Origin of the sequence: Salmonella sp. HY31, assembly GCF_042604575.1 — a bacterium.
Lineage (GTDB): Bacteria > Pseudomonadota > Gammaproteobacteria > Enterobacterales > Enterobacteriaceae > Salmonella > Salmonella diarizonae.
Genome location: NZ_CP170479.1, coordinates 1,967,845 through 1,989,483 on the forward strand (window position 1 = coordinate 1,967,845; position 21,639 = coordinate 1,989,483).

At 48.3% G+C, this 21,639-nt stretch carries 27 protein-coding genes and 1 tRNA gene; 18 read left to right on the forward strand and 10 right to left on the reverse strand.

Features of this window, described 5'->3' with window-relative positions; all coding sequences use genetic code 11:
* Positions 1-42: 42 nt before the first annotated feature.
* Positions 43-1,176: a mechanosensitive ion channel family protein gene (locus ACE15A_RS09210; protein ID WP_053509464.1), complete on the reverse strand. Its 1,134-nt coding sequence runs from the start codon at positions 1,174-1,176 to the stop codon at positions 43-45.
* Between the two features lie 193 nt (positions 1,177-1,369).
* On the opposite strand from ACE15A_RS09210, the gene ACE15A_RS09215 reads away from it, so the two are divergent.
* The 6 genes from ACE15A_RS09215 (at position 1,370) to ACE15A_RS09240 (ending at position 5,091) form a co-directional block, all read left to right on the forward strand.
* Positions 1,370-1,696 carry a four-helix bundle copper-binding protein gene (locus ACE15A_RS09215; RefSeq protein WP_023247967.1) on the forward strand — a complete coding sequence of 109 codons (327 nt, stop codon included), beginning with the start codon at positions 1,370-1,372 and terminating at the stop codon, positions 1,694-1,696.
* An 8-nt stretch (positions 1,697-1,704) separates the two neighbouring features.
* Positions 1,705-1,781, forward strand: a tRNA-Arg gene (locus ACE15A_RS09220).
* A gap of 110 nt (positions 1,782-1,891) precedes the next feature.
* Complete coding sequence (zinT, locus tag ACE15A_RS09225; RefSeq protein WP_164984572.1) at positions 1,892-2,539, forward strand: metal-binding protein ZinT; 648 nt, start codon at positions 1,892-1,894, stop codon at positions 2,537-2,539.
* A gap of 108 nt (positions 2,540-2,647) precedes the next feature.
* The gene (aadA, locus tag ACE15A_RS09230; protein ID WP_053509459.1) at positions 2,648-3,436 is read left to right on the forward strand and encodes a cryptic aminoglycoside nucleotidyltransferase ANT(3'')/ANT(9); all 789 of its coding nucleotides are present in this window, start codon (positions 2,648-2,650) and stop codon (positions 3,434-3,436) included.
* A 144-nt stretch (positions 3,437-3,580) separates the two neighbouring features.
* Positions 3,581-4,174 carry a helix-turn-helix transcriptional regulator gene (locus ACE15A_RS09235; protein WP_053509456.1) on the forward strand — a complete coding sequence of 198 codons (594 nt, stop codon included), beginning with the start codon at positions 3,581-3,583 and terminating at the stop codon, positions 4,172-4,174.
* Positions 4,175-4,242: 68 nt separating this feature from the next.
* Positions 4,243-5,091, forward strand: coding sequence for a MerR family transcriptional regulator (locus ACE15A_RS09240; protein WP_053509455.1), 849 nt, complete (start codon positions 4,243-4,245; stop codon positions 5,089-5,091).
* Between the two features lie 52 nt (positions 5,092-5,143).
* Here ACE15A_RS09240 and ACE15A_RS09245 read toward each other — a convergent pair whose 3' ends face one another.
* Complete coding sequence (locus ACE15A_RS09245) at positions 5,144-5,392, reverse strand: biofilm/acid-resistance regulator YmgB/AriR (protein ID WP_000208086.1); 249 nt, start codon at positions 5,390-5,392, stop codon at positions 5,144-5,146.
* 316 nt (positions 5,393-5,708) lie between these two features.
* Here ACE15A_RS09245 and ACE15A_RS09250 point away from each other — a divergent pair, with 316 nt between their 5' ends.
* The 7 genes from ACE15A_RS09250 (at position 5,709) to ACE15A_RS09280 (ending at position 9,950) form a co-directional block, all read left to right on the forward strand.
* Positions 5,709-6,254: a chorismate mutase gene (locus tag ACE15A_RS09250; protein ID WP_023247972.1), complete on the forward strand. Its 546-nt coding sequence runs from the start codon at positions 5,709-5,711 to the stop codon at positions 6,252-6,254.
* 22 nt (positions 6,255-6,276) lie between these two features.
* Positions 6,277-7,059: a transporter substrate-binding domain-containing protein gene (locus tag ACE15A_RS09255; protein WP_024149664.1), complete on the forward strand. Its 783-nt coding sequence runs from the start codon at positions 6,277-6,279 to the stop codon at positions 7,057-7,059.
* 97 nt (positions 7,060-7,156) lie between these two features.
* Positions 7,157-7,795: a leucine efflux protein LeuE gene (gene leuE, locus ACE15A_RS09260; protein ID WP_023247974.1), complete on the forward strand. Its 639-nt coding sequence runs from the start codon at positions 7,157-7,159 to the stop codon at positions 7,793-7,795.
* Positions 7,796-7,967: 172 nt separating this feature from the next.
* Positions 7,968-8,330 carry a DUF1971 domain-containing protein YeaR gene (gene yeaR / locus ACE15A_RS09265; RefSeq protein ID WP_023247975.1) on the forward strand — a complete coding sequence of 121 codons (363 nt, stop codon included), beginning with the start codon at positions 7,968-7,970 and terminating at the stop codon, positions 8,328-8,330.
* Between the two features lie 2 nt (positions 8,331-8,332).
* Entirely contained in the window at positions 8,333-8,515 is a 183-nt protein-coding gene (locus tag ACE15A_RS09270; RefSeq protein ID WP_023247976.1) for a DUF1869 domain-containing protein, read from the forward strand.
* 229 nt (positions 8,516-8,744) lie between these two features.
* Entirely contained in the window at positions 8,745-9,386 is a 642-nt protein-coding gene (locus ACE15A_RS09275; protein ID WP_023247977.1) for a hypothetical protein, read from the forward strand.
* 315 nt (positions 9,387-9,701) lie between these two features.
* Entirely contained in the window at positions 9,702-9,950 is a 249-nt protein-coding gene (locus ACE15A_RS09280) for a GlsB/YeaQ/YmgE family stress response membrane protein (RefSeq protein ID WP_000512151.1), read from the forward strand.
* Between the two features lie 138 nt (positions 9,951-10,088).
* Here the strand turns inward: ACE15A_RS09280 and ACE15A_RS09285 are convergent, their stop codons facing one another.
* The gene (locus tag ACE15A_RS09285; protein WP_001589065.1) at positions 10,089-10,187 is read right to left on the reverse strand and encodes a YoaK family small membrane protein; all 99 of its coding nucleotides are present in this window, start codon (positions 10,185-10,187) and stop codon (positions 10,089-10,091) included.
* A 195-nt stretch (positions 10,188-10,382) separates the two neighbouring features.
* Here ACE15A_RS09285 and ACE15A_RS09290 point away from each other — a divergent pair, with 195 nt between their 5' ends.
* The gene (locus tag ACE15A_RS09290; protein ID WP_023247978.1) at positions 10,383-10,634 is read left to right on the forward strand and encodes a DUF333 domain-containing protein; all 252 of its coding nucleotides are present in this window, start codon (positions 10,383-10,385) and stop codon (positions 10,632-10,634) included.
* Between the two features lie 68 nt (positions 10,635-10,702).
* Complete coding sequence (locus ACE15A_RS09295; RefSeq protein WP_053509453.1) at positions 10,703-11,014, forward strand: hypothetical protein; 312 nt, start codon at positions 10,703-10,705, stop codon at positions 11,012-11,014.
* Here ACE15A_RS09295 and ACE15A_RS09300 read toward each other — a convergent pair.
* Both ACE15A_RS09300 and ACE15A_RS09305 read right to left on the reverse strand, forming a co-directional pair.
* Entirely contained in the window at positions 11,000-11,347 is a 348-nt protein-coding gene (locus ACE15A_RS09300; RefSeq protein WP_023247980.1) for a DUF488 domain-containing protein, read from the reverse strand. The two genes, ACE15A_RS09295 and ACE15A_RS09300, sit on opposite strands and share 15 nt — an antisense overlap.
* A gap of 156 nt (positions 11,348-11,503) precedes the next feature.
* Positions 11,504-12,688: a CynX/NimT family MFS transporter gene (locus ACE15A_RS09305; RefSeq protein WP_023247981.1), complete on the reverse strand. Its 1,185-nt coding sequence runs from the start codon at positions 12,686-12,688 to the stop codon at positions 11,504-11,506.
* Positions 12,689-12,787: 99 nt separating this feature from the next.
* Between ACE15A_RS09305 and ACE15A_RS09310 the strand changes: the two genes are divergently transcribed.
* Positions 12,788-13,582, forward strand: a complete 795-nt coding sequence (locus tag ACE15A_RS09310) for a helix-turn-helix transcriptional regulator (protein WP_053509451.1) — start codon at positions 12,788-12,790, stop codon at positions 13,580-13,582.
* Here the strand turns inward: ACE15A_RS09310 and ACE15A_RS09315 are convergent.
* Positions 13,562-14,008, reverse strand: a complete 447-nt coding sequence (locus ACE15A_RS09315; RefSeq protein ID WP_023247983.1) for a DUF441 domain-containing protein — start codon at positions 14,006-14,008, stop codon at positions 13,562-13,564. The two genes, ACE15A_RS09310 and ACE15A_RS09315, sit on opposite strands and share 21 nt — an antisense overlap.
* Positions 14,009-14,214: 206 nt before the next feature.
* On the opposite strand from ACE15A_RS09315, the gene yoaI reads away from it, so the two are divergent.
* The gene (yoaI, locus tag ACE15A_RS09320) at positions 14,215-14,322 is read left to right on the forward strand and encodes a small membrane protein YoaI (protein ID WP_023247984.1); all 108 of its coding nucleotides are present in this window, start codon (positions 14,215-14,217) and stop codon (positions 14,320-14,322) included.
* Here yoaI and ACE15A_RS09325 read toward each other — a convergent pair.
* From ACE15A_RS09325 to yeaG, 4 genes are all read right to left on the reverse strand, one after another.
* Positions 14,319-14,837 (reverse strand): YbaK/prolyl-tRNA synthetase associated domain-containing protein, encoded by a 519-nt coding sequence (locus ACE15A_RS09325; protein ID WP_162786051.1) that lies wholly within the window; start codon positions 14,835-14,837, stop codon positions 14,319-14,321. The two genes, yoaI and ACE15A_RS09325, sit on opposite strands and share 4 nt — an antisense overlap.
* Before the next feature lie 52 nt (positions 14,838-14,889).
* Positions 14,890-16,380 (reverse strand): diguanylate cyclase DgcJ, encoded by a 1,491-nt coding sequence (gene dgcJ / locus ACE15A_RS09330; RefSeq protein WP_053509449.1) that lies wholly within the window; start codon positions 16,378-16,380, stop codon positions 14,890-14,892.
* A 643-nt stretch (positions 16,381-17,023) separates the two neighbouring features.
* The gene (locus tag ACE15A_RS09335) at positions 17,024-18,310 is read right to left on the reverse strand and encodes a YeaH/YhbH family protein (RefSeq protein WP_023247987.1); all 1,287 of its coding nucleotides are present in this window, start codon (positions 18,308-18,310) and stop codon (positions 17,024-17,026) included.
* A gap of 122 nt (positions 18,311-18,432) precedes the next feature.
* On the reverse strand, positions 18,433-20,367 hold the full coding sequence (gene yeaG, locus ACE15A_RS09340; RefSeq protein ID WP_023179719.1) for a protein kinase YeaG: 1,935 nt from the start codon (positions 20,365-20,367) through the stop codon (positions 18,433-18,435).
* A gap of 422 nt (positions 20,368-20,789) precedes the next feature.
* Here yeaG and ACE15A_RS09345 point away from each other — a divergent pair, with 422 nt between their 5' ends.
* Positions 20,790-21,536: a MipA/OmpV family protein gene (locus tag ACE15A_RS09345; protein WP_053509447.1), complete on the forward strand. Its 747-nt coding sequence runs from the start codon at positions 20,790-20,792 to the stop codon at positions 21,534-21,536.
* Positions 21,537-21,639: the final 103 nt, after the last annotated feature.

Genomic DNA, 21,639 nt, shown 5'->3' on the forward strand with positions numbered 1-21,639 from the left:
GCACCGGGAACCCATTGGTTCCCGGTATTGTTGGCATAATTTTTACTGGATGACGCGTTTATCTGCGTCTTTTGTATCAGCTGTATTACTGTAGTCCGTGGTCTCTTCAACCTGTACGGGGGCTCTGACGACCAGACTTGGCAGCGCCAGTTCGATGTCATTCTCAATTAATTTTTCAATAATACGGATATTTATCTCTTGCTGAATATCCATGTATTTATTGTAATCCGCGGTATTGACGATATGCACCACCTCATAGGTCAGCCGATCCTGATCAAAGGCCAACAAATGGGCGCGGTCGAATTGTGTTTCGCCAACATCGGTAATAATCTTTTTCACCATATCACCGATGAGGCGTAACTTTTCCGGTGGTGTCGCAGTGGCGACGCCAAAAGTAAATACGATACGACGCGTTTGCATCCGTTTATAGTTGTGTATGGTTTGCTGCAACAACTGCGCGTTCGCACAAACGATCTGTTCGCCGCTGAGGCTTCGGATGCGAGTGGTTTTCAGACCGATATGTTCAATCGTACCGGCTACATCATTAAAGACGACGAAATCGCCGATTTCGAAGGGTTTGTCGAAACCAATCGACAGCGAAGCGAAGACATCGCTCAGAACGGTCTGCACCGCCAGGGCAATAGCAATACCGCCAACGCCAAGGCTTGCGACCAGCGCGGTAATATCCACGCCGACGTTCGCCAGGATGGAGAGCAGCATCATAGACCAGACGAGCACGCGCAAAATCATACCAAGAATGACCAGCGTCACCGGGTTTTTATTGGAGCCTGGGGCATACAGTAGATGACGCATCCATGACTGTACGCCCTGATCAAGCCAAATCGCCATTTGAATCGCAACCACTAAAAACCAGGCGTGTGAAAGGGTAGAGAATAACCGGTCGGGCAGGGCGACAAAACGCAGGCTAAAGAGAAATGCGGCAAAAAAGATCAGCATTTTACTGGTCTTTTTCAACATCTCGAAAATAATGGAGCGCAGCCGCCCATGAGCATCATCCTTTTTATCCGGGCGTTGTAGCGTTTTATAGACCACATTGAGTAGCCAGTTGATAAGCCAGTATGTGATGAGGGTGACGAAAAAAACGACCGCCAGGTTGATCCAGAATGTCGTCGACATCAGCATCGTAACGATATTTAGTCGTGCCAGATACTCCATTTTACCTCCGATGAAAAGCAGATGAACATTACAGTATAGACGTCACATCACGGAGGCCGATTTCCAGCTTTATTATTGCTGTTTTATTCAGCGATTTTGTTCAAAAAGTATGAAAAAGAGGGTTAGCCGTTTGGCTATCCCTGCGTTTCTGTGCAGACTTATCTACTCCTCTTAATAAAATAAGGAGTGACTTATGCAACAAGAGCATCGTGGGTGTATTGAACAGTGTTATGAATGCGCCGCAGCGTGTGATATCTGCGCTTCTTCTTGTCTGCGTGAAGATAACGTCGAAATGATGAAGCATTGCATTCAGTTAGATATGCAATGTGCGGCCATTTGTCGCCTGGCGGCGCAATTTATGGCGCTGGAAAGCGAGTATTCACAGAAAGTATGCCGCCTTTGCGCAGATATCTGCAAAGCCTGCGCCGAAGAGTGTGCAAGGCACGACCACGATCATTGCCAGAACTGTGCGCGGGCGTGCAGCCAGTGCGCAGACGCCTGCCTTAAAATGGCCGCGTAATTTTTCTCCCGCCATTAGCTCAACCGGATAGAGCATAGAGCTTCTACCTCTAAGGTTCGGGGTTCAATTCCTCGATGGCGGACCAGTTGACGTCAAAAAGGCCACCTGCGCGGTGGTCGCTTAGTTTGTGTTGAAATAAAAGCAATGTTATAATATAACAAACATCTTTCTAAGAAAGATGAGGGTAACGTTTTGGTGATTCATTTAAAAAAACTGACAATAGTTCTGGGAATGCTGTTTGTGAATAGTCCTGCCTTCGCGCATGGCCATCATGGGCATGGCGCGCCGATGACGGAGGTTGAGCAAAAAGCGGCAGCGGGTGTGTTTGATGACGCTAATGTACGCGATCGCGCACTCACAGACTGGGATGGTATGTGGCAATCCGTCTATCCCTATCTGGTCAGCGGCGAACTGGAGCCTGTATTCAGACAAAAGGCGAAGAAAGACCCGGGAAAAACGTTTGAGGATATTAAAGCATATTATCGCAAAGGATACGCGACGAATGTTGAAACTATCGGCATTGAAAATGGCGTTATAGAATTTCATCGCGACAATAACGTTGCGTCCTGTAAATATGATTATGCTGGCTATAAAATTCTGACTTACGTCTCGGGTAAAAAAGGTGTGCGCTATCTGTTCGAATGTAAAGATGCGAACAGCAAAGCGCCTAAATATGTTCAGTTTAGCGATCATATTATTGCGCCGCGCAAATCTGGTCACTTCCATATCTTTATGGGAAATACTTCACAGCAGGCATTGTTGCAAGAAATGGAAAACTGGCCTACCTATTATCCTTATCAGTTAAAGGCGAATGAGGTAGTTGACGAAATGCTGCATCATTAAGCCTGATTGCAACGTTAAAAGCTCGCCATGAATAGCGAGCTTTTTTTCTGCCGTTATGCCATATTTCTGGCAACCAAAATAAAAAGATATCTGCAATCCGGAGTAACGATGATCCTGTCCATACCGCCCTCTATTCAATGCCAGACGGATGCGGCGTGTCGCCTGATTACTCGTGTAACAGGCGACACGTTGCGTGCTATTCATTTATATGGTTCCGCTGTCGCGGGCGGTCTGAAGCCAAACAGCGATATTGATCTGCTGGTGACAATATGCCAGCCGCTGACGGAGGTCCAACGCGCAACGCTGATGCGTGAATTGCTGGCGCTTTCATCGCCGTCGGGGCTGTCGGCAGAAAAACGCGCTCTGGAGGTCACTGTCGTGCTCTATTCGCAACTGGTTCCCTGGCGTTTTCCACCGTCCCGGGAAATGCAATTTGGCGAATGGCTAAGAGAGGACATTTGTCAGGGGATTTATGAGCCAGCGCAGCAGGACTGGGATATTGTGCTACTGATAACCCAGATTCTGGAAGCCAGTATACCGCTAAAGGGGGAACACGCAGAACGGCTGTTCACGCCGGCTCCCGCGGCGCAGTTGGTGAAGGCCTTGCGTTATCCCCTCGACCTTTGGCAATCTGCGGCAGATGTGCAGGGAGACGAGTACCATATCCTTTTAACCCTGGCGCGCATCTGGTACACCCTTTCTACCGGGAGATTTACCTCTAAGAATGCTGCTGCCGACTGGCTGTTACCTCAGTTGCCAGAAGATTATGCCGCTACGTTGCGTGCGGCGCAGCGTGAATATTTAGGTCTGGAGAAAAAGGACTGGCGTATTTTGCTGCCTGCGGTCGTACGCTTTGTGGATTTTGCGAAAGCGCACATCCCCACGCAGTTCACATAAGATGCCCCAGGACGTCTGCCGGGTTGCGCAAACGGCGTTCCTCAACTACTACTTAATAAGTTATCATCGCTGAATAAAGCAGATGATCTTATGTGAGCCATGGAATGGACATTCCCACATGGCTCTCGTTTTGTTGAGGTGGTTATGACTGGTTCCGCATCATCTGTTTTAAAGACAGATACAAGACTATTGAGCGAAAACCTGTTTCTTAATTATGGTCTGGAATCCATATTTAAGGACGCCGCAATAATAGTTGGCAACGTAAATTATATTATCTTTGATATCGACGATTACTACACCGTACAGCAATATATTACAAGCGCATTTAAAACGGTGCTCATCGGGATTGTTACCCATAATGAATATAACTTTATTGATGAACACCATACTATTTATCGAATAAAAATAGATGCATCAATTTCCGAGTGGCGCGAATTACTGATTCAGGCAAGTTCTGGTCAATTTTTTCCCAGACCAGAGAAAGTCCGATTAACGGCGAATGAAAAAAATGTTCTGGCGATGTTAGTCAAAGGAATGGATATCCGACAAATAAGCCGTGAGCTAAATGTGCATTTAAAAACTATTTACTCAGTACGCTACCATGTTTTAGCTAAATTAGGTTGTAGAACGGTCCTGGACTATCAAATACTATCGGTATCTAAAGCCTTTACGCACTGGATTACAATAAGTAATGTCAGTAATCTAATTTCTCATGTAAATAGTAAGGCTATTGCTTAATAATGATTTGCTTCTGATGACGTTTAGGTTCACTATGCTTTCTTACATCATCATGAGGCCAGACAGACATGGCTACTTTTAGTATTAGCGCAATGGCTGCGCAGTGTGGCGTCACAACAGCGAATATCAGATCCTGGGAACGCTATGGTCTGCTTGAGCCCGTCAAGGATGAAGCTGGCAATCGTTTTTATTGCATAGAAGATGTTATCAGAATACAGCATATTATCGACGCATTAAGCAAAGGTTTCTCATTAAAAGAGATCAAGCCCGCCCTCTATGGTGAAGAGACGCATTGCCGCTCTGGATGGTTATTCTACCAGGAGGAGATTTTAGCGCAGTGTAGAAAATTCGAACCTGCCAAACTGCGAAAATTACTCTGGCGTTATGGTCGGGAAATCCCGCCGGTCATCGTGATTGAGTCAATACTGCGTCCTTTACGGCTGTGGCTGTCAGTTGGCGATGATGATGCGCGTCGATTTGAAAAGGCATTACTGGATACAGCGATTATTGAATACGCCACCTTCCAGCTAAGTAGCGTACGGAAGGCGCCGGCGGGCACAATGCTGATTGCCGCGTTTTCGCTAAACGATCCTATTGAGCTATGGCTGGAAACGATTAAATATTGTAGTGAAGGTATGCGGGTTGAAGTCATCCCCTGGCAGGCGCCGATGCCCGATCTTTTATCAACCGCTTTCGAGCATATTGTTCTGTGGCATGATGAGACATTAACACCCGCTCAGGAAAACCTTATTCAGTCTTTAAAAGAATCGGGTAAATTTAGTCTTCAGATAAAAAACGGCCCGGGCTTAACATTATTGTCAGCCGTATACCAGCAGCACGACATGCCAGATAAAATGCAGCATGTCGCGCCACAAACTTATTCAAACGGTTACGTAAAATCAGGCGCAGCACGTTGAAGCATCCATATTATTAACGAACAAGGGAGGAGTAAACTCTCCCTTGTTTATATTAGATGTCGTCAGGTGTCTGAAACAAAACGGCTTCTAAGGCGTTACGGTAAATATCAAGCTGGACTACGTCTTTTTCTGTTTCCAGTTTTTCAATAAGTTTTGCGATAATATCCTTATTTGAGACATGCTGCTGTGATTGCAATAGTTCGTAAGTAATTTCCTGAATAGCTCGCTGTTCACATAACATATGTGCAGAAAAAGGGTTGCCAGTACTATTTTGTTCATTGACTAGTGTAATGGTAGTCATATTTCACCATATTCGATGTAAATTGAAGCCGATCTCCCTGAGCGGGGGGAGAGAAATTAGTGACCTATTAAAGTTAGACCTATATCATAAAACTGTAATAAAAAATCATAAAAATGTGACTTGCATCACACATATGTGATTTGTTGTATATTTTATGCACGTTAAATGCAGGTAAAGATTTAGCAGAATCAACGGCTTGTTCTTTTTGTAACCCAAATTTAAACGAACAATCATTAACACCTATATGTAATAATTACTTAATGTTATCTTAATATAGGTAAATTACTGTCAGGTCTCCGTAAAAGGAGATTGATTAATGATTCGCTATATCGCCATTTTTCTTTGTTCTTTATTGATGTGTAGTTCCACTTTTGCTGATGCGGTAACGTCGGTATCGCTCGGCGCGCTCTCTACGGCGCTCAATGAACGCATGTTATTAATGAAAGAAGTGGCTGCTTATAAAATGAAACACCATCTACCGATAGAGGATTTCGCGCGTGAACAAAATGTTTTTGCCGAGGCTGAAGAAGAAGCGAAAAATAACGGGCTGGACCCGCATTCGATAGCCCCTTTTATTCGTTCGCTAATGGATGCCAGTAAAGCGATACAGTACCGCTATTTAGCGCAGTGGCAAAGCGGGTCGGAACCCTCCTTTCCGATACAAACATTGTCGACCTCCCGGCAACGAATTCGACAAATTGATAATCAACTGTTGATCATTATCAGCCAGCGCTTGATGGTCGGCGCTTTCAGCCACGAGGATATGGTGTGGCTGAGAGCGCAGTTTAATGCGCCGAATCTGAATGAGAGCGATATCAGTGATATGTTGGCAGCATTGTCTCTGGTGCGACGCGCGCGTTAATCCCACATAACGAGAAGTGGTAATGCCCCGAAAAGCGAGTGTACTGATCATGTCAGGCTTATTCATGCTGGCAACCGCAGGACACGCGGAACCAAAACTTCTGCGTGTTGGGGTGGATTTAACCAATCCTCCGCTCCAGGTCAGAGATCAACATGGCAATCCGACGGGATTTGTGATTGATATAACAAACGCGCTGTGTCAGGCCATAAATGCAAAATGTCATTATGTCGTGAACAGCTTTGATGCGCAGATCCCGGAACTGCTGGCGCGAAAAGTCGATTTCATCATGCCGCTTGGCGTTACGCCAAAAAGAAGGGCGTCAATTGCTTTTAGCCGCTATGTATACCATGACCCCACGGTACTGGTTGCCAGAAAAGCGGTGAATTTACTGCCGCAGGTTACGCGGTTACAGGGCAAAAATATCGCGGTGGAGCAAGGAAGTATTCAGGAAACGTGGGCCAATACCTGGTGGCTGCCTGCCGGGGTAGTGATAAAAAGCTATCCTGATATGGCGTCGATTTATCTGGACTTAGTGGCCGGACGCCTGGATGGCGCGTTGTGTCCGGCCATTGCGCTGAAATTTGGGTTTTTACACACTGTGCAAGGCGAGGCGTTTGAAGTAAAAGGTTCAGCAGTGACGGATACGCATTTATTCAGCATTGGTTCGGCTTACGGTATCCGTAAAGAGGATGAGGCGACACAACGATTAATCAATCAGGGACTGGAGCAAATTAAGCGTAACGGCGTCTGGTTAGCGATAAAAGAACGTTATTTTGGTGATTTGGATATAAGCGTGGCGGAATAGCGGCCTGGAGAGGCGTGGTTTCGCTTCCCATCTTCCGGTGCATTCGTTAGCATATTGTTTCGCAGTTAAGCGTAAATCTTTTCAGGAAGAGGTTAATGTGTTCGCGGAGTATGGAGTTCTGAATTATTGGACGTACCTGGTCGGGGCGATTTTTATCGTTCTGGTACCCGGGCCGAATACGCTTTTTGTGCTTAAAAATAGCGTGGGACGCGGGGTTAAAGGAGGATATCTTGCCGCATGCGGCGTATTTATCGGCGATGCGGTATTAATGTTTCTGGCGTATGCGGGCGTGGCGACGCTGATCAAAACAACGCCGGTTCTGTTTAACATTGTTCGTTATCTCGGCGCGTTTTATCTGCTTTACCTTGGCGCAAAAATTCTTTACGCCACTCTGACCTCGAAAGGGCGTGCGGCAGCGGAAACGGTGGTTCCTTTTGGCGCTATTTTTAAACGTGCGTTAATTCTTAGCCTGACTAATCCTAAAGCCATACTTTTTTATGTCTCCTTTTTTGTGCAATTTATTGATGTCAATGCGCCGCATACCGGGGCGTCATTTTTTATTTTGGCGATCACCCTTGAAATCGTCAGTTTCTGCTATCTGAGTTTTTTAATTCTTTCTGGCGCTTTTGTAACCCACTATATTGGTACCAAAAAGAAACTGGCAAAAGTGGGCAATTCCTTGATTGGTCTTCTTTTTGTCGGGTTCGCCGCCCGGCTGGCAACGCTTCAGTCTTAACCCCATCGACCCGCTGACAACGGCGGGTCATTGCTCTCCTTTCCGTTTTATCGCGTGGAAAACAGCAAAAGAGTAACCAATAAATGGTATTTAAGATGCTGTTTTTTGGGCGTAACCTTCTTACGACAGCGATGAGACTATCGTTGAGTGACCTGCGGGAAGAGGGAGGAAAATGCTGCAAATTCCACAAAACCATATCCATACCCGTTCCACGCCATTCTGGAACAAAGAGACGGCGCCTGCCGGAATTTTCGAACGCCACCTTGATAAGGGAACGCGACCCGGCGTTTATCCTCGCCTCTCGGTGATGCAGGGGGCGGTCAAATATCTCGGATACGCTGATGAATACTGCTCTGAGCCGGAAGAAATCATGGTAATCAATGCCGGCGAGTTTGGCGTTTTTCCTCCGGAAAAGTGGCACAATATTGAGGTCATGACAGACGACACCTATTTTAACATCGACTTTTTTGTCGCGCCGGAAGTGCTGATGGAAGGGGCAAACTCACGAAAAGTCGTTCATACCGGGAGAGAATAATGATGGGAAAAGCCACTTATACCGTCACGGTCACGAATAATAGCAACGGCGTCTCCGTGGACTATGAAACGGAAGCGCCAATGACATTGCTGGTGCCTGAAGTTGCTGCAGACATTGTAAAGAATTTGGTCAATACCGTGCGCTCTTACGATACCGAAAACGAACACGACGTTTGCGGTTGGTAAGAATAGCGAAATATATCATTGACATAAAGTGATTTTTTAAAACAAAAACCGCATCGCACGTGGCCAGTGTGATGCGGTTTTTGCTTATCGGGAAGCGCTGTTTATTTACACCAGACATCGGTTGAAAAGAAACATTAAGAAAACATTAAGAATATCGCATTGTTTGCTAATGAGAGCGTATTCATAAAATTTATGATTGGGTATTAAAAACCAGAAGAGTCTTATGATCATGAAACTCGATACCCGATTAACTTCGTCAGCACTTATTCTTGCGCTTGCCGCTGTGGTTATTCCGTTTACGGCGGACTGGCAATTGCCTTTGCTTAATGGCGTGGTGGTCAGATGGATTGAAAACGGACAAGCGTTATGGTTGCTGTTTGGGGCACTCTTTACCGCCTGGTATATACGACCATTTTCCCGTCCCGAAGGGGCAAAGCAGTTTTGGCTATGGGCTGTTGTCTGGTGGGTGGTACTGCTGGGTAGAAGCACCAGTTGGGGGCGTGACTATTTCCCTGACGAGCCGCGTATACTGTTCAGAACGATTTCAGTGCTATTAATTGCTGCGTTGGTATTGCCAGTCCTGTTTTCTGCCGGGTTACGTAAAGAGATTGTTCGTCTGTTGCGGGACGTTCCTCTGCCGTTGTGGCTGTTTGCCGTGACGGCGTGTTCATACCTGATTTCCGACACTGTTGAGCATCATCGATTGTTGTCGCCAGTATTCCTACATAACGCCCATTACACCGATTTAATTGAAGAATTGTACGAAGTGCCATTTATGATCGGTTTGTTTATGGTGACCGTTGGGTTTATGCAGCAGGACAAGCAGGATGAATATACTGCGCTGGAGATGGCCTCGTACCACGCAAAATAGATCGGCTGACAAAGACCATGGATTCAACATGGGATACATAGCGGTTAGCAAAAAAAAAGCCCGCGCTCGGCGAGGCGGGCAAACAATACTGGAAGCAATGTGAGCAATGTCGTACCGAACAGGTGGGTTATAAACTCAACCACTCGGTATTGATAAAGATAATCGTTATCATTAAAGGATGCAACCCTGATGTTTATGTGTCTTTATTTACGACGCTAAAAGGTGATAGTCATCACAAACTTCATTTTCCTGACGATGTGCTATTCTTTTTAACGGCAAATAAACCGCTAACGTTAAGACATAAGTGAGGAAAAAATGGGCATTCTTTCATGGATTATTTTTGGACTTATTGCGGGTATTTTGGCTAAGTGGATCATGCCAGGTAAAGATGGCGGCGGATTCTTTATGACGATCATTCTGGGGATCGTTGGTGCGGTAGTCGGAGGGTGGATCAGTACGCTCTTTGGCTTCGGCAAAGTGGATGGTTTCAACTTCGGCAGCTTTGCAGTCGCGGTGATCGGCGCGATTGTCGTGCTGTTAATCTACAGAAAAATCAAAAGTTAAACGCAAAACCTCCAGAGATAATAAAGGCTACGACAGGTAGCCTTTATTATTTAAAATGGATTTACCACCAGCCCAGTTCTGTACCCAGCACCGCAATTAGCGCGATGCCCATCAACACCATCGTTGTTTTCCTCATTGTTATGCACCCGGCGCGGCGTAACCGCCAATAAAAAACCATGCCAAAAATAGTATTGCCGTAATGAAAATGACGACAGGGAACAGGATACCCACTCTCATGCTATTACCTTCACTGTTCAGGGGGGGCCAGAATAGCAGGGTTCCCTCAGCGACAAAAGGTCGGTTGCTTTGTGACAGGAGGGGGCTGTGACTTACTTAACCTGGGATAAATACCCGCTAAAGCGCTGACAGAAAGTATGGAAATAGCGTACCCGTCAGGTTATCTTGGACAAAATATCTCTTTAAGGAGCCGTTATGAAATTTACGTGGCTTGCGTTGCCAGGCGTATTGCTGCTGAGCGCTTGTTCATCGTCGCAACCCGATGTCTCAAGGCCGCCGCGTATCGGAATGCCTAATCCGGCAGCCGTCTACTGCGAGCAACAAGGCGGTACGCTGATGCCGGTGCAGACCCCGCAAGGCGTGCGTTCCGATTGCAAATTGCCCAATGGCGAGATCATTGATGAGTGGACGTTGTGGCGCAGAGATCACCCTGATACGAAAAAGTGACAACCTGCGGTCCGACGCGATATGATTAAGAATAATCTGATAATGAGTTTCATGCGGCGCAAGAAAATATGTTTCAGTTAAAGCCGGGCGCTCTGGCAATAGTTATTGGCGCTAAAACGCCCGCCGGACGGCGGAATATTGGTAAGTCGGTTGAGCTATTTTGCCTGTGTCAACCCGGCGATGAATTCATTAATCCGCTAAATGGGCACGTCACCATACTGCCGAAAGAAGCGCCTCGGGCGCTGTGGCTAGTGACGGGCGACGTAGCCTCCGCCGATGGTCAGCACGGCCTGGCCTGGGTACGCGCAGAACATTTGATGCCGTTGTCCCCGGACAGACAACCAGGCCTGTCGGCGGTCCGACAATCACAGTTCTCGTAGCCACTCCGCCAGCACAATGGCATGGTTCTGGCGAGTATCTTTGGCGGCGTATAGCAACGTCAGCGGTTGGTGTCGGGCAATATCCGCCAGCCGTTTGCCTTCTTGTCGTTGTTGCGCGAGTTCTGCCCGGTATTGCTGCGCGAAGTGGTTAAAATCAATCACTTCGCTATGAAAGGCTTTGCGCAATTCAGTGGACGGCGTAATGGCCTTATTCCATTCATCATAGACCAGCGCCGCTTTTTTAATGCCTCGCGGCCATAGTCTGTCAACCAACACCCGATAACCATCGTCTTTTTCCGCCGGGAAATAGACGCGCTTACACTGGATTAGCATTTTTCCCTCCTGTGATAGTGCCGCTTACGGTACTTTTGCCGCTAAATATATACCACGCTGACCGGCGTTTAAGGGACGCATTTTGCCGGATAGCGGTAATAATTTTAATGGATCAGGCCTGACCATCAGGCATCCAGGGGTTGGCATCAGGTTTATTTATGACGCTATCTCCCGATCGCGCCCGGCGTAGAGGCCGAAAATCGCCATGACGATAGCCAGAACCGTCACGCCTGATAGTGGCAGATACCAGCTACCGCTGGCATCATGAAGTTTTCCCATGACTGGTGGCCCACATGCCGCCAGTAAATACCCGACCGACTGCGCCATGCCGGAAAGCGCCGCCGCCTGATGCGCCGAACTGGCGCGCAGACCGATAAACGTCAGGCCGAGGATCATCGTCGCGCCTGAACCGAAGCCGAACAGCAGCGTCCAGATGACCGCCTGGCCCGGCACAAACCAAAGTCCCGCCGCGCCAGCCGCGCACAATAGTGAGACCAGCGCGGCAATCCAGCGTTGATCGTTAAAGCGATGCAAAATAAGCGGAATGGCTAACCCAGGCGCGGCGGTCGCCAGTTGCAGCAGGCCATGTAGCGATCCTGCCTGCGCTTCGCTATAACCGTGGCTGATAAGTATTGTCGGTAACCAGCCGATAATCACATAATAGATCAGTGAGTTAAGTCCCAGAAACAGCGTAACTTGCCAGGCTAAAGGTGAACGCCAGATACCGCGTTCATGTAATGCCCGGGAACTACTCAGGTTAGCTGAGCGGGTAGTGCGCCACTGCGGCAACCAGATAAGAAACGCCAATAGCGGAAACAGCATCAGCATTAACAGTGCGCCGCGCCAGCCAAAACCGTGTAATGCCAGCGGAACCACCAGCGCGGACCCCAACGCGGCGGCAGCGCCCATCGTTAATGAATACGCGCCCGTCAGTCTGGCGACATGTTGTGAAAAATCGCGCTTAATCAAGCCTGGTAGCAGCACATTACCCAGCGCGATCCCGCAACCAATAATCGCGGTTCCGGCAAACAACAGCGCGGCGGAGGGGAGGGAGCGGAGGGCAATACCCGCGCAAATTAGCAGCATTGCAGCGAACAGACTGCGTTCCATCCCAAGCCGACGGGCAATACCGGCCGCCAGCGGCGAAACCAGCGCAAACGCCAGGAGCGGCAAGGTTGTTAGCAGGCCTGTCTGGGCGGTGGAAAGACCATAGTCCGCACGGATTGTCTCCAGCAACGGCGCAGCGCCGGTAAATGTTACGCGCAGCGTAGTGGCTATCATCAAAATACCGGCAATCAGGAAAGCGCCCTGTTTGCCGCGTGGTGAAAGGGCAGTCGTCATCATTTTCTCATTTCGTCAGGCGAGACGATACCTTACAGTTTTTACTGTTGTGATGAATCAAGCTAAAATGACAATTTATCGCTAAAATCGGACAATATAATGATTGGCCTGAGACTGGACGGTTACGATCCCGACCTTCACCACGACGCCGCAGTGGCCTTTTGTATTCGCGCCAGGGACGATGAACTGTTTAGTCCTCGCCATCAACATCGGAAGGGACAGTTGATCCTCGCTCTGCACGGCGCGATTACCTGCGAGGTGGAAAATGCAATGTGGATGGTTCCCCCACAGTATGCTGTCTGGCTCCCCGGCTCGCTGCCGCACAGTAATCATGTGACCGCAGGAGCGGAGCTGTGCTTTTTATTTATTGAACCTGCGGCGGTCGTCATGCCGGAGCGTTGCTGTACGTTAAAAATTTCGCCTTTATGCCGGGAGTTGATTTTGTCGCTGGCGCGTAGAACCGATCTCGAAAGAACGCAAATGCCAACGCAGCGCCTTATTCGGGTGTTGTTTGATGAACTGCCGCAGCAGCCGCAGGAACAATTGCAATTACCGGTATCGGCGCATCCGAAAATTCGCCAAATGGTGGAGACAATGGCGCAGGAGCCTGCGCGATGGAATACGTTAGGGCAGTGGGCCAGCGTATTCGCGATGAGCGAGCGTAACCTTGCCCGGCTGGTCGTCAAAGAGACGGGGCTAAGCTTTCGTCGCTGGCGTCATCAGTTGCAATTAATTCTGGCGCTACAAGCGCTGATAGCGGGACGTAATGTACAGCAGACGGCGCACATGCTGGGTTATGATTCCACCACGGCATTCATTACGATGTTTAAAAAAGGCCTGGGACAAACTCCAGGCCAGTATCTGACGGGCGAGTTACTGCTTTCCCACAATTAAAGAGACCAGCCCCGCCGCAATCAGTGGGCCGACCGGCACGCCGCGAAACAGCGCAACGCCAAGAACCGTACCGACCAGCAGCCCGGCGACGAGCTGCGGTTGGTTTCCCATCAGCGTAACGCCGCGACCGCCCAGCCAGGAGACGAAAACGCCGACGGCAATCGCGACCAGCGATTTCCAGTTTACAAAAGAGTGGATCAATGTGGAGGGCGGCAGGGTTCCGCTGGCGATGGGGGCCATCACACCGATGGTCAGAATGATAATCCCGACGGTGAGTCCCTGTTTTTCAATCCAGGGAAAAAAGGTATTCAACGGGGTTACGCGGACAATAATCAGCACCAGAATTGAGACGGCGACAGTAGTGTTGTGGCTGATAAATCCCAGAGCTGCCAGTCCGAGCAGGATCAGCAGAGTGACATCAAACATTATGGTTTCCTTGCCAAAAAGTAAGCCCGACGACTTTACGCCCAAACGGGAAAGCGCACAGGCGTTTTTAACGATTGATACGGTTTTCAGGCAACTGCCTGAAAGATAATCTCTATGCGAAAAACGGCGTTTGTCATTAAATTGCCATCAACGCAGCGTACTGATAACAGGTGAACCGTCATTGTTGTCTTCCGGAGGATACAATTATGTACGATCCACCGTTTCTTGAAGCGCTGATGATTACGGCGTCGTTTTTCGCCATTTTTATCATTATCGTTGTGTCTGTCTTGCTCCTTGAACGGGGAGGGGGCTAAGCCGTTGGCGATGACTGCGAGCGGCGGAAGATTGCCAGTTCCGGTCGGGCGATGCGCAGATAGTCCTGTGTATTCATAATGACTGATTTTTCCAGCAGACCGGCATTAAAGGCAATTTCATCGAAACGCTCAAACAGGAGCGGATCGGCGACCAGTTTCAGGTTTGGGTGAAAACTGAAAGGCGGGATTGCGCCAAAAACGCAGCCGGTCAGCGTATCGACTTCCGCCGGGCTGGCAAGGGAGGCGCGTAAGCCGCCCAGATGCGAAGCAAGCTGAGAGAGGTCTGCTTGCTGATCGGCCGCTAAAATAGCAAGAACATGCTGGTTGACGCCGTTGCCTTTGACTTTACAGACCAGCGCTTTTGCGCCCTGGCCCAGCGCGGTACCACGTATTTCAGAAACTGCCTCGCATTTTCCTACCGCATCATGGCTAACCACGCGATAGCGCGCGTTCTCCTGCGTTAATAAGGCCACTAAACGCTGGTGCGTAGCGACGCCCTTCGCGACTTCAGTCATTTCGGTCATTTCTCACTCCTGGTGCAATATGAAAATTTACTGCGAAACACTATTATGAACGATGCTGTTTTTGTTGTTTGTTCAGATAGAGCTGCGCATCGGAAGCCTGGTAGGCATCATTAATCGTGTCATTGGGCTGCATATTATAAATCCCGGCGGAAAAATGGACTGTCTTATCCGGTGCGATAATTTGCAGGTTACGAATAATACGCTCTGGCAGATGGATAGCCAAATCCGCCGCGTAATCGACAAGAATAATACAGAACTCATCGCCGCCGAGGCGAATAGTGTAATCGCTTTTACGAATCGATGTTTTAATCGCTTTTGCCAATAGGGTAATGATCCGGTCGCCTTCCTGGTGTCCCTGGGTATCGTTGATCAGTTTTAACTTATCGCAATCAATGGCGACAAATGTCACTGGCGTACCGGCATTGACCAGTCGTTGTAGTCGCTGTTCCAGTACCGGTGTTAATATTTTACGGTTGTAAAGCCCGGTCATAGCATCGCTAATATTTTCGCGCGTGACGTTGCGATAAAGCCGAAAGTGCATCCGTACCATATTAAGCAGGAGTGCCGTTGCCAGTAAGTAAAAGGCCAGAGCTTTCCAGGACGAGACAAGGAAATAGGTTAAATCAAGGGACAAAGAAACGCGCAGTCCGCCAGGGATATCATGGTTATAATTCACATATTGAAACAGATTATTTTTGCTTTGGTTAATAATGATCTCTTTTCCGGAGTCCAGATCTTTTAAGGTAACGTTAAGATAACGCCAAACCAGCGGACGGTCCTGGGTATAAAAAATATTTTTTAAATTATCCTGGTTAACGTCCACCATCACGATACCTTTTAATGTCCCCGCCAGATAGACAGGCGTTAAAAAGCTCATGACGTTTTCCTGGGTAATATCATCCATGTAAATACTTGAAATAACCGTGCGGCCTGTAAAAAGTTTATCTATATCTTTTCTGTTAATACCCATTGTACCTTTTTGTAAAAAAGTCCAACGATGCATGGCGAAGCGCCGCGAGTTGATTAAATCATAGAAATAGACATAATGTTTATTTAAATCAACATAATAGCGGAATTTAAGCTCCAGTGTGCCCAATCCGTGACTGTGGTCGTCCTGCGCACGGTTGATGCTTACCGCCTGATCAAACGCAGGCAGCAAAAAGACGTCATCAAGATTATCGGTACACCGTGTGGCGGCGGTTTGCAGAGTGCCATGCAGCGCTGGATAATTATGCCGAGTCAGGTTGACGCCGTGCGTACCGTTAATGGTTTCAAAGGCGGCGCAGAACGCGTGGCGTTTTTCTGCGGTGACAGGCTCTCCCGGCGCTTCAAAGGTTCGCATCAAATGTGCGGCGATACTTTGATTCTGGTACTTATCGTACAGAAACGACGAATCGGCTCTCTCCATGATATAACGCATATAGGCATTCATTGCCCTGTCGCTGGCAATAAGTTCGTAAATCAGGAAGGACGATGTCAAAACGATGACGCTTGCCGAGATAAAGTGCCTGAGCGCTTTATGATGCAAATTCATGATGAACTACAGCCCTGAAAGTCGGATGCGTTAGTTTACCATAGTGATGAGAATTCCTCTAATAGACTGTTTAAAAATAAAACGTGTTGATGTTCTGGAATAAAAATCATTCTCGATTTAATAAATCCAATAATACGCGGCGTTGATGTTTTCAGTCGTGACTATTATCGCAAAAAGTAAGTTGTTAATTAACGGCATCGCTTTAACACTAACGAAAATAAAATAGCCACTATTATTACGGTGAAAAGGAATGTGACGTGGTAAGGATAATAATGTACTTCCGCAGGAGGCACGATGAAACGGCTCAAGCAAATGTTTTTTATCGGTTTTTTATATTAATAGCGGCAGGTTTTTCAGTATCGGTAATGACAGATGCGCAACCTCCTGAACACATGCCCGCTGCTCATATTCAGAAGGGGTACTATACTTGGTCAGGGTGAAGAGGAGCCTGAGCTACCTTTTGGCTGGGAATGGCCTTGGTGTTAGTGATATTAGCGTGATAGCATTGCGTTAAGGGATTAATTTCCCCAATATGGCAGAGCATCTTCATCCAGGCTATTTACGGAAAATTATTTCAGCCGAATAATGTGAACGTTGAGTTTGTAATAAATCAGCCCGTGACGCATTACGGGCTGATTTATGGTTATGCACTTTGATTGGCGCTCTGTTTCTGAAACAATTCGCGGAATACCGGATAAATATCTTCCTGATCGCGAATATGCTGCATGGCGAAGTTATCGAACGTCGCCTGCAGATGTTCATACTCTCGCCATAAGGTCTGGTGGGCGCGGCGGGTAATCTCGATATAGCTGTAATAGCGCACTACCGGCAGCAGTTTTTTCGCCAGAATCTCATGGCACAGCGGTGAGTCGTCGGCCCAGTTATCACCGTCTGACGCTTGCGCCGCATAGATATTCCACTGTCCGGGGTCGTAGCGCTCTTTAACCACTTCATCCATGAGTTTAAGCGCGCTGGAGACAATCGTCCCCCCGGTCTCTTGCGAATAAAAGAACTCATGTTCGTCCACTTCCTTCGCCTGGGTATGGTGGCGGATATAAACCACTTCTACGTTCTTATACGTTCGGCTTAAAAACAGATAGAGCAGAATGTAAAAACGCTTGGCCATATCTTTGGTTGCCTGATCCATCGAACCTGAGACGTCCATCAGACAGAACATTACCGCCTGGCTGGAGGGCTCAGGCCGTTTTTCATAATTTTTATAGCGTAAATCAAAGGTGTCGATAAACGGTACTCGCTCGATTTTAGCCCGCAGTTCGGCAATCTCCCGGCGTAATCGTTCCTCTTCAAGCAGTTGCGCTGGTTCGCTGTTGCTGATGGTCTCCAGTTCCGCTTCCAGTGCGTGCAGTTCGCGGCGTTTTCCGGCCGTCATCGCGGTGCGGCGCGCCAAAGAGTTTTGTAGCGAACGAACTACGCTGATATTGGCCGGCACGCCGTTTGAGGTGAAACCAGCGCGGTGAGTTTTATACTCGTTAAGCTGTCGATGCTGGTTTTTTTTCAGATTAGGCAGCGCTAAATCTTCAAAGAGCAGATCCAGATACTCATCTTTTGAAATCTGAAAAACAAACTCATCCTGGCCTTCGCCGTCCTGGCTGGCCTGACCCTGACCACTCCCGGAACCGCCGCCGCCACCGCTTTGCGGACGCTCAATGCGATCATTCTGGATAAAGTGATCGTTACCCGGATGAACGCGATGGCGCAGACCGCCGCGCCCCTGATGAAACATCGGTTCGCTAATATCATCGGTTGGAATAGAGACGGATTCTCCGCTGTCGACATCGGTCACTGAGCGTTTGTTAATCGCTTCGGAGATCGACTGCTTAATTTGTGCTTTATAACGGCGCAAAAAGCGCTGGCGATTCACCGTGCTTTTATTTTTGCCGTTAAGACGTCGGTCTATGAACCAGGTCATATGCCCCCCGTACTGCCAACTATGCGCCTATTCTGTCAGTGCCGGATAGCGCTAACGCTTAGCCAGTCTACAGAACATTACTTTGTAGGCCCGGTAAGCGAAAGCGCCACCGGGCATTAACATCATGACGATTTACGCACGCGCAGGTACCACTCGCACAGCAAACGAACCTGCTTACGGGTATACCCTTTCTCCATCATCCTATCGACAAAGTCGTCGTGCTTTTTCTGCTCGTCAGTTGATGTTTTGGCGTTAAAGGAAATGACTGGCAACAACTCTTCGGTATTAGAGAACATTTTTTTCTCAATCACCGTGCGCAGCTTCTCGTAACTGGTCCAGTTTGGATTACGGCCGCTATTGTTGGCTCTGGCGCGCAGAACAAAGTTTACTATCTCATTACGGAAATCTTTCGGGTTACTGATACCCGCTGGTTTTTCAATTTTTTCCAGCTCGGCGTTTAGCGACTCGCGATCGAACAGTTGACCGGTATCCGGGTCGCGATACTCCTGATCCTGAATCCAGAAATCCGCATAAGTCACGTAACGATCAAAAATGTTCTGTCCGTACTCAGAGTAAGATTCGAGATAGGCCGTCTGGATCTCCTTGCCGATAAATTCGGCGTATTTCGGGATCAGGTAGCCTTTCAGGAACTCCAGGTAACGCTCAGCTTGCTCCTGCGGGAACTGCTCACGCTCAATTTGTTGCTCCAGAACGTAGAACAGATGTACCGGGTTGGCCGCCACTTCCGCATGGTCAAAGTTGAACACGCGGGAGAGGATCTTAAACGCGAATCGGGTGGAGAGACCGTTCATCCCTTCGTCCACGCCCGCGTAGTCGCGATACTCCTGGTACGATTTGGCTTTTGGGTCGGTATCTTTCAGGCTTTCACCGTCATAAACGCGCATTTTCGAGTAGATGCTGGAATTTTCCGGCTCTTTCAGGCGAGAAAGAATCGAGAAACGCGAAAGTGTTTCCAACGTGCCCGGCGCGCAGGGCGCATGAGTCAGCTCGCTATGATTAAGTAATTTCTCGTAGATTTTGATCTCTTCGGAGATTCGCAGGCAATAAGGCACCTTCACGATATAGACACGGTCGAGGAAGGCTTCATTATTTTTATTGTTACGGAAAGTCACCCATTCAGATTCGTTTGAGTGGGCAAGTATGATGCCATTAAAGGGCAGGGCGGAAATACCTTCCGTGCCGTTGTAGTTACCTTCCTGGGTTGCGGTCAGCAATGGGTGCAGCACCTTGATAGGCGCTTTAAACATCTCGACGAACTCCATGATCCCTTGGTTAGCGCGGCACAGCGCGCCGGAGTAACCATATGCATCCGGATCGTTCTGGGCGTGGTGTTCGAGTTTACGAATATCCACCTTGCCGACCAGCGCCGAAATATCCTGATTGTTTTCATCGCCGGGTTCCGTTTTGGCGATGGCAATCTGTTCCAGAATAGAGGGCCAGACTTTCACCACGCGGAATTTAGTAATATCGCCGCCAAACTCATGCAGCCGTTTGGCCGCCCACGGGGACATAATCGTACCGAGATAGCGGCGCGGAATACCGTACTCTTTTTCCAGAATCTGCGCGTCTTCCTGTGGATTAAACAGACATAACGGATGATCGTTGACCGGACTACGTTCGCCGTTGGCGCTTAAAACATAAATTGGGACGCGCTGCATTAGCGATTTCAGCCGTTCAGCGAGCGATGATTTGCCACCCCCCACAGGCCCCAGCAAATAGAGAATTTGCTTCTTCTCTTCCAGCCCTTGCGCCGCATGTTTCAGATAAGAGACAATCTGTTCAATCGCGTCTTCCATGCCGTAAAACTCTTCAAACGCAGGATAGCGAGCAATCACCCGGTTGGAGAAGAGTCGAGAAAGTCGGGGTTCCTGGGCAGTGTCGACCATATTAGGCTCGCCAATAGCCATTAATAGCCGCTCTGCCGCGTTGGCATAAGCACTGCGATCTTGCCGGCAAATGGTAAGAAAATCCTGCAGTGTGAACTCTTCGTCCTTGGCAGCTTCGTAGCGCTGGCGATAGTGATCGAATATATTCATGATATGCCATCCTTTCGTTTTTTCGCACATGTTAAGAGCCGTTCATATGAATAGTAGAGGCTCCCGGAAGAGGTAGACTGAACGCCGTCTCTGCTAAGGAAAAGCAACTCTCATGCCATTTTATTGGTCAGGAGATCAACGTGCCCGGTGATACACCTTCTTAACATTAAGCGTAGATGGCATTTGCAAAACTTGCCTGTACGCGCCAGTAGATTTCGATGACATATCAATAACTCATCGGGTGGAAAAGCCTGGTTAATGTCAGAAAAAGCGTTTCCGGTCACATAACGATCATCAGCCGATCATCTGAAAATAATCTGTGATGGTGATATTAAACGGTTACATTGTGTAAAATAGTTGGGCTTATAAGTATTGGCGGTTACACTTTTGCCGCAGAACATTTGAATAAGGAATTATGGATTGTGACCAAACTTAAACTTCTGGCTCTTGGCATGCTTATCGCAACGTCCGCCAGCGTCGCGCACGCTGAAAGCAACCTGACGCTGGGCGCAGGCGTTGGTGTGGTTGAACACCCTTATAAAGATTACGATAGTGATGTTTACCCGATACCGGTCATCGCTTATGAAAGCGAAAATTTCTGGTTCCGCGGTCTGGGCGGCGGTTATTACCTGTGGAATGACAATACCGATAAGTTGTCAATCATGGCGTACTGGTCCCCGATGTACTTCAAGCCGGGCGACAGCGACGACCATCAGTTGCGTCGTCTGGACAGGCGTAAAAGTACTATGATGGCGGGCGTCTCTTACGCGCATCACACCCAATATGGTTTCCTGCGTACCTCTCTGGCAGGGGATACGTTGGATAACAGTAACGGTATCGTCTGGGATCTGGCCTGGCTGTATCGGTATACCAATGGCGGGCTGACCTTAACGCCAGGTATCGGGGTAGAATGGAATAGCGAGAACCAGAACGACTATTATTACGGCGTATCACGTAAAGAGTCTTCGCGTAGCGGCCTGCGCGGCTATAACCCAAATGATAGCTGGAACCCGTATCTTGAGCTTAGCGCTAACTATAATTTCGCGGGTAACTGGAGCGTATACGGTACTGCGCGCTACACCCGTCTGTCGGATGAAATTACCGATAGCCCGATGGTGGATAAATCCTGGACCGGTATCCTTTCTACTGGCGTAACCTATAGATTCTGATTGATTGAATTTGTCGGAAAACCGCTACAAAGCCTGCGTTATGCAGGCTTTGTGCTGACTGATACGCGAATATTGTGGCGTATATCAATGCGCTGTTAACCGG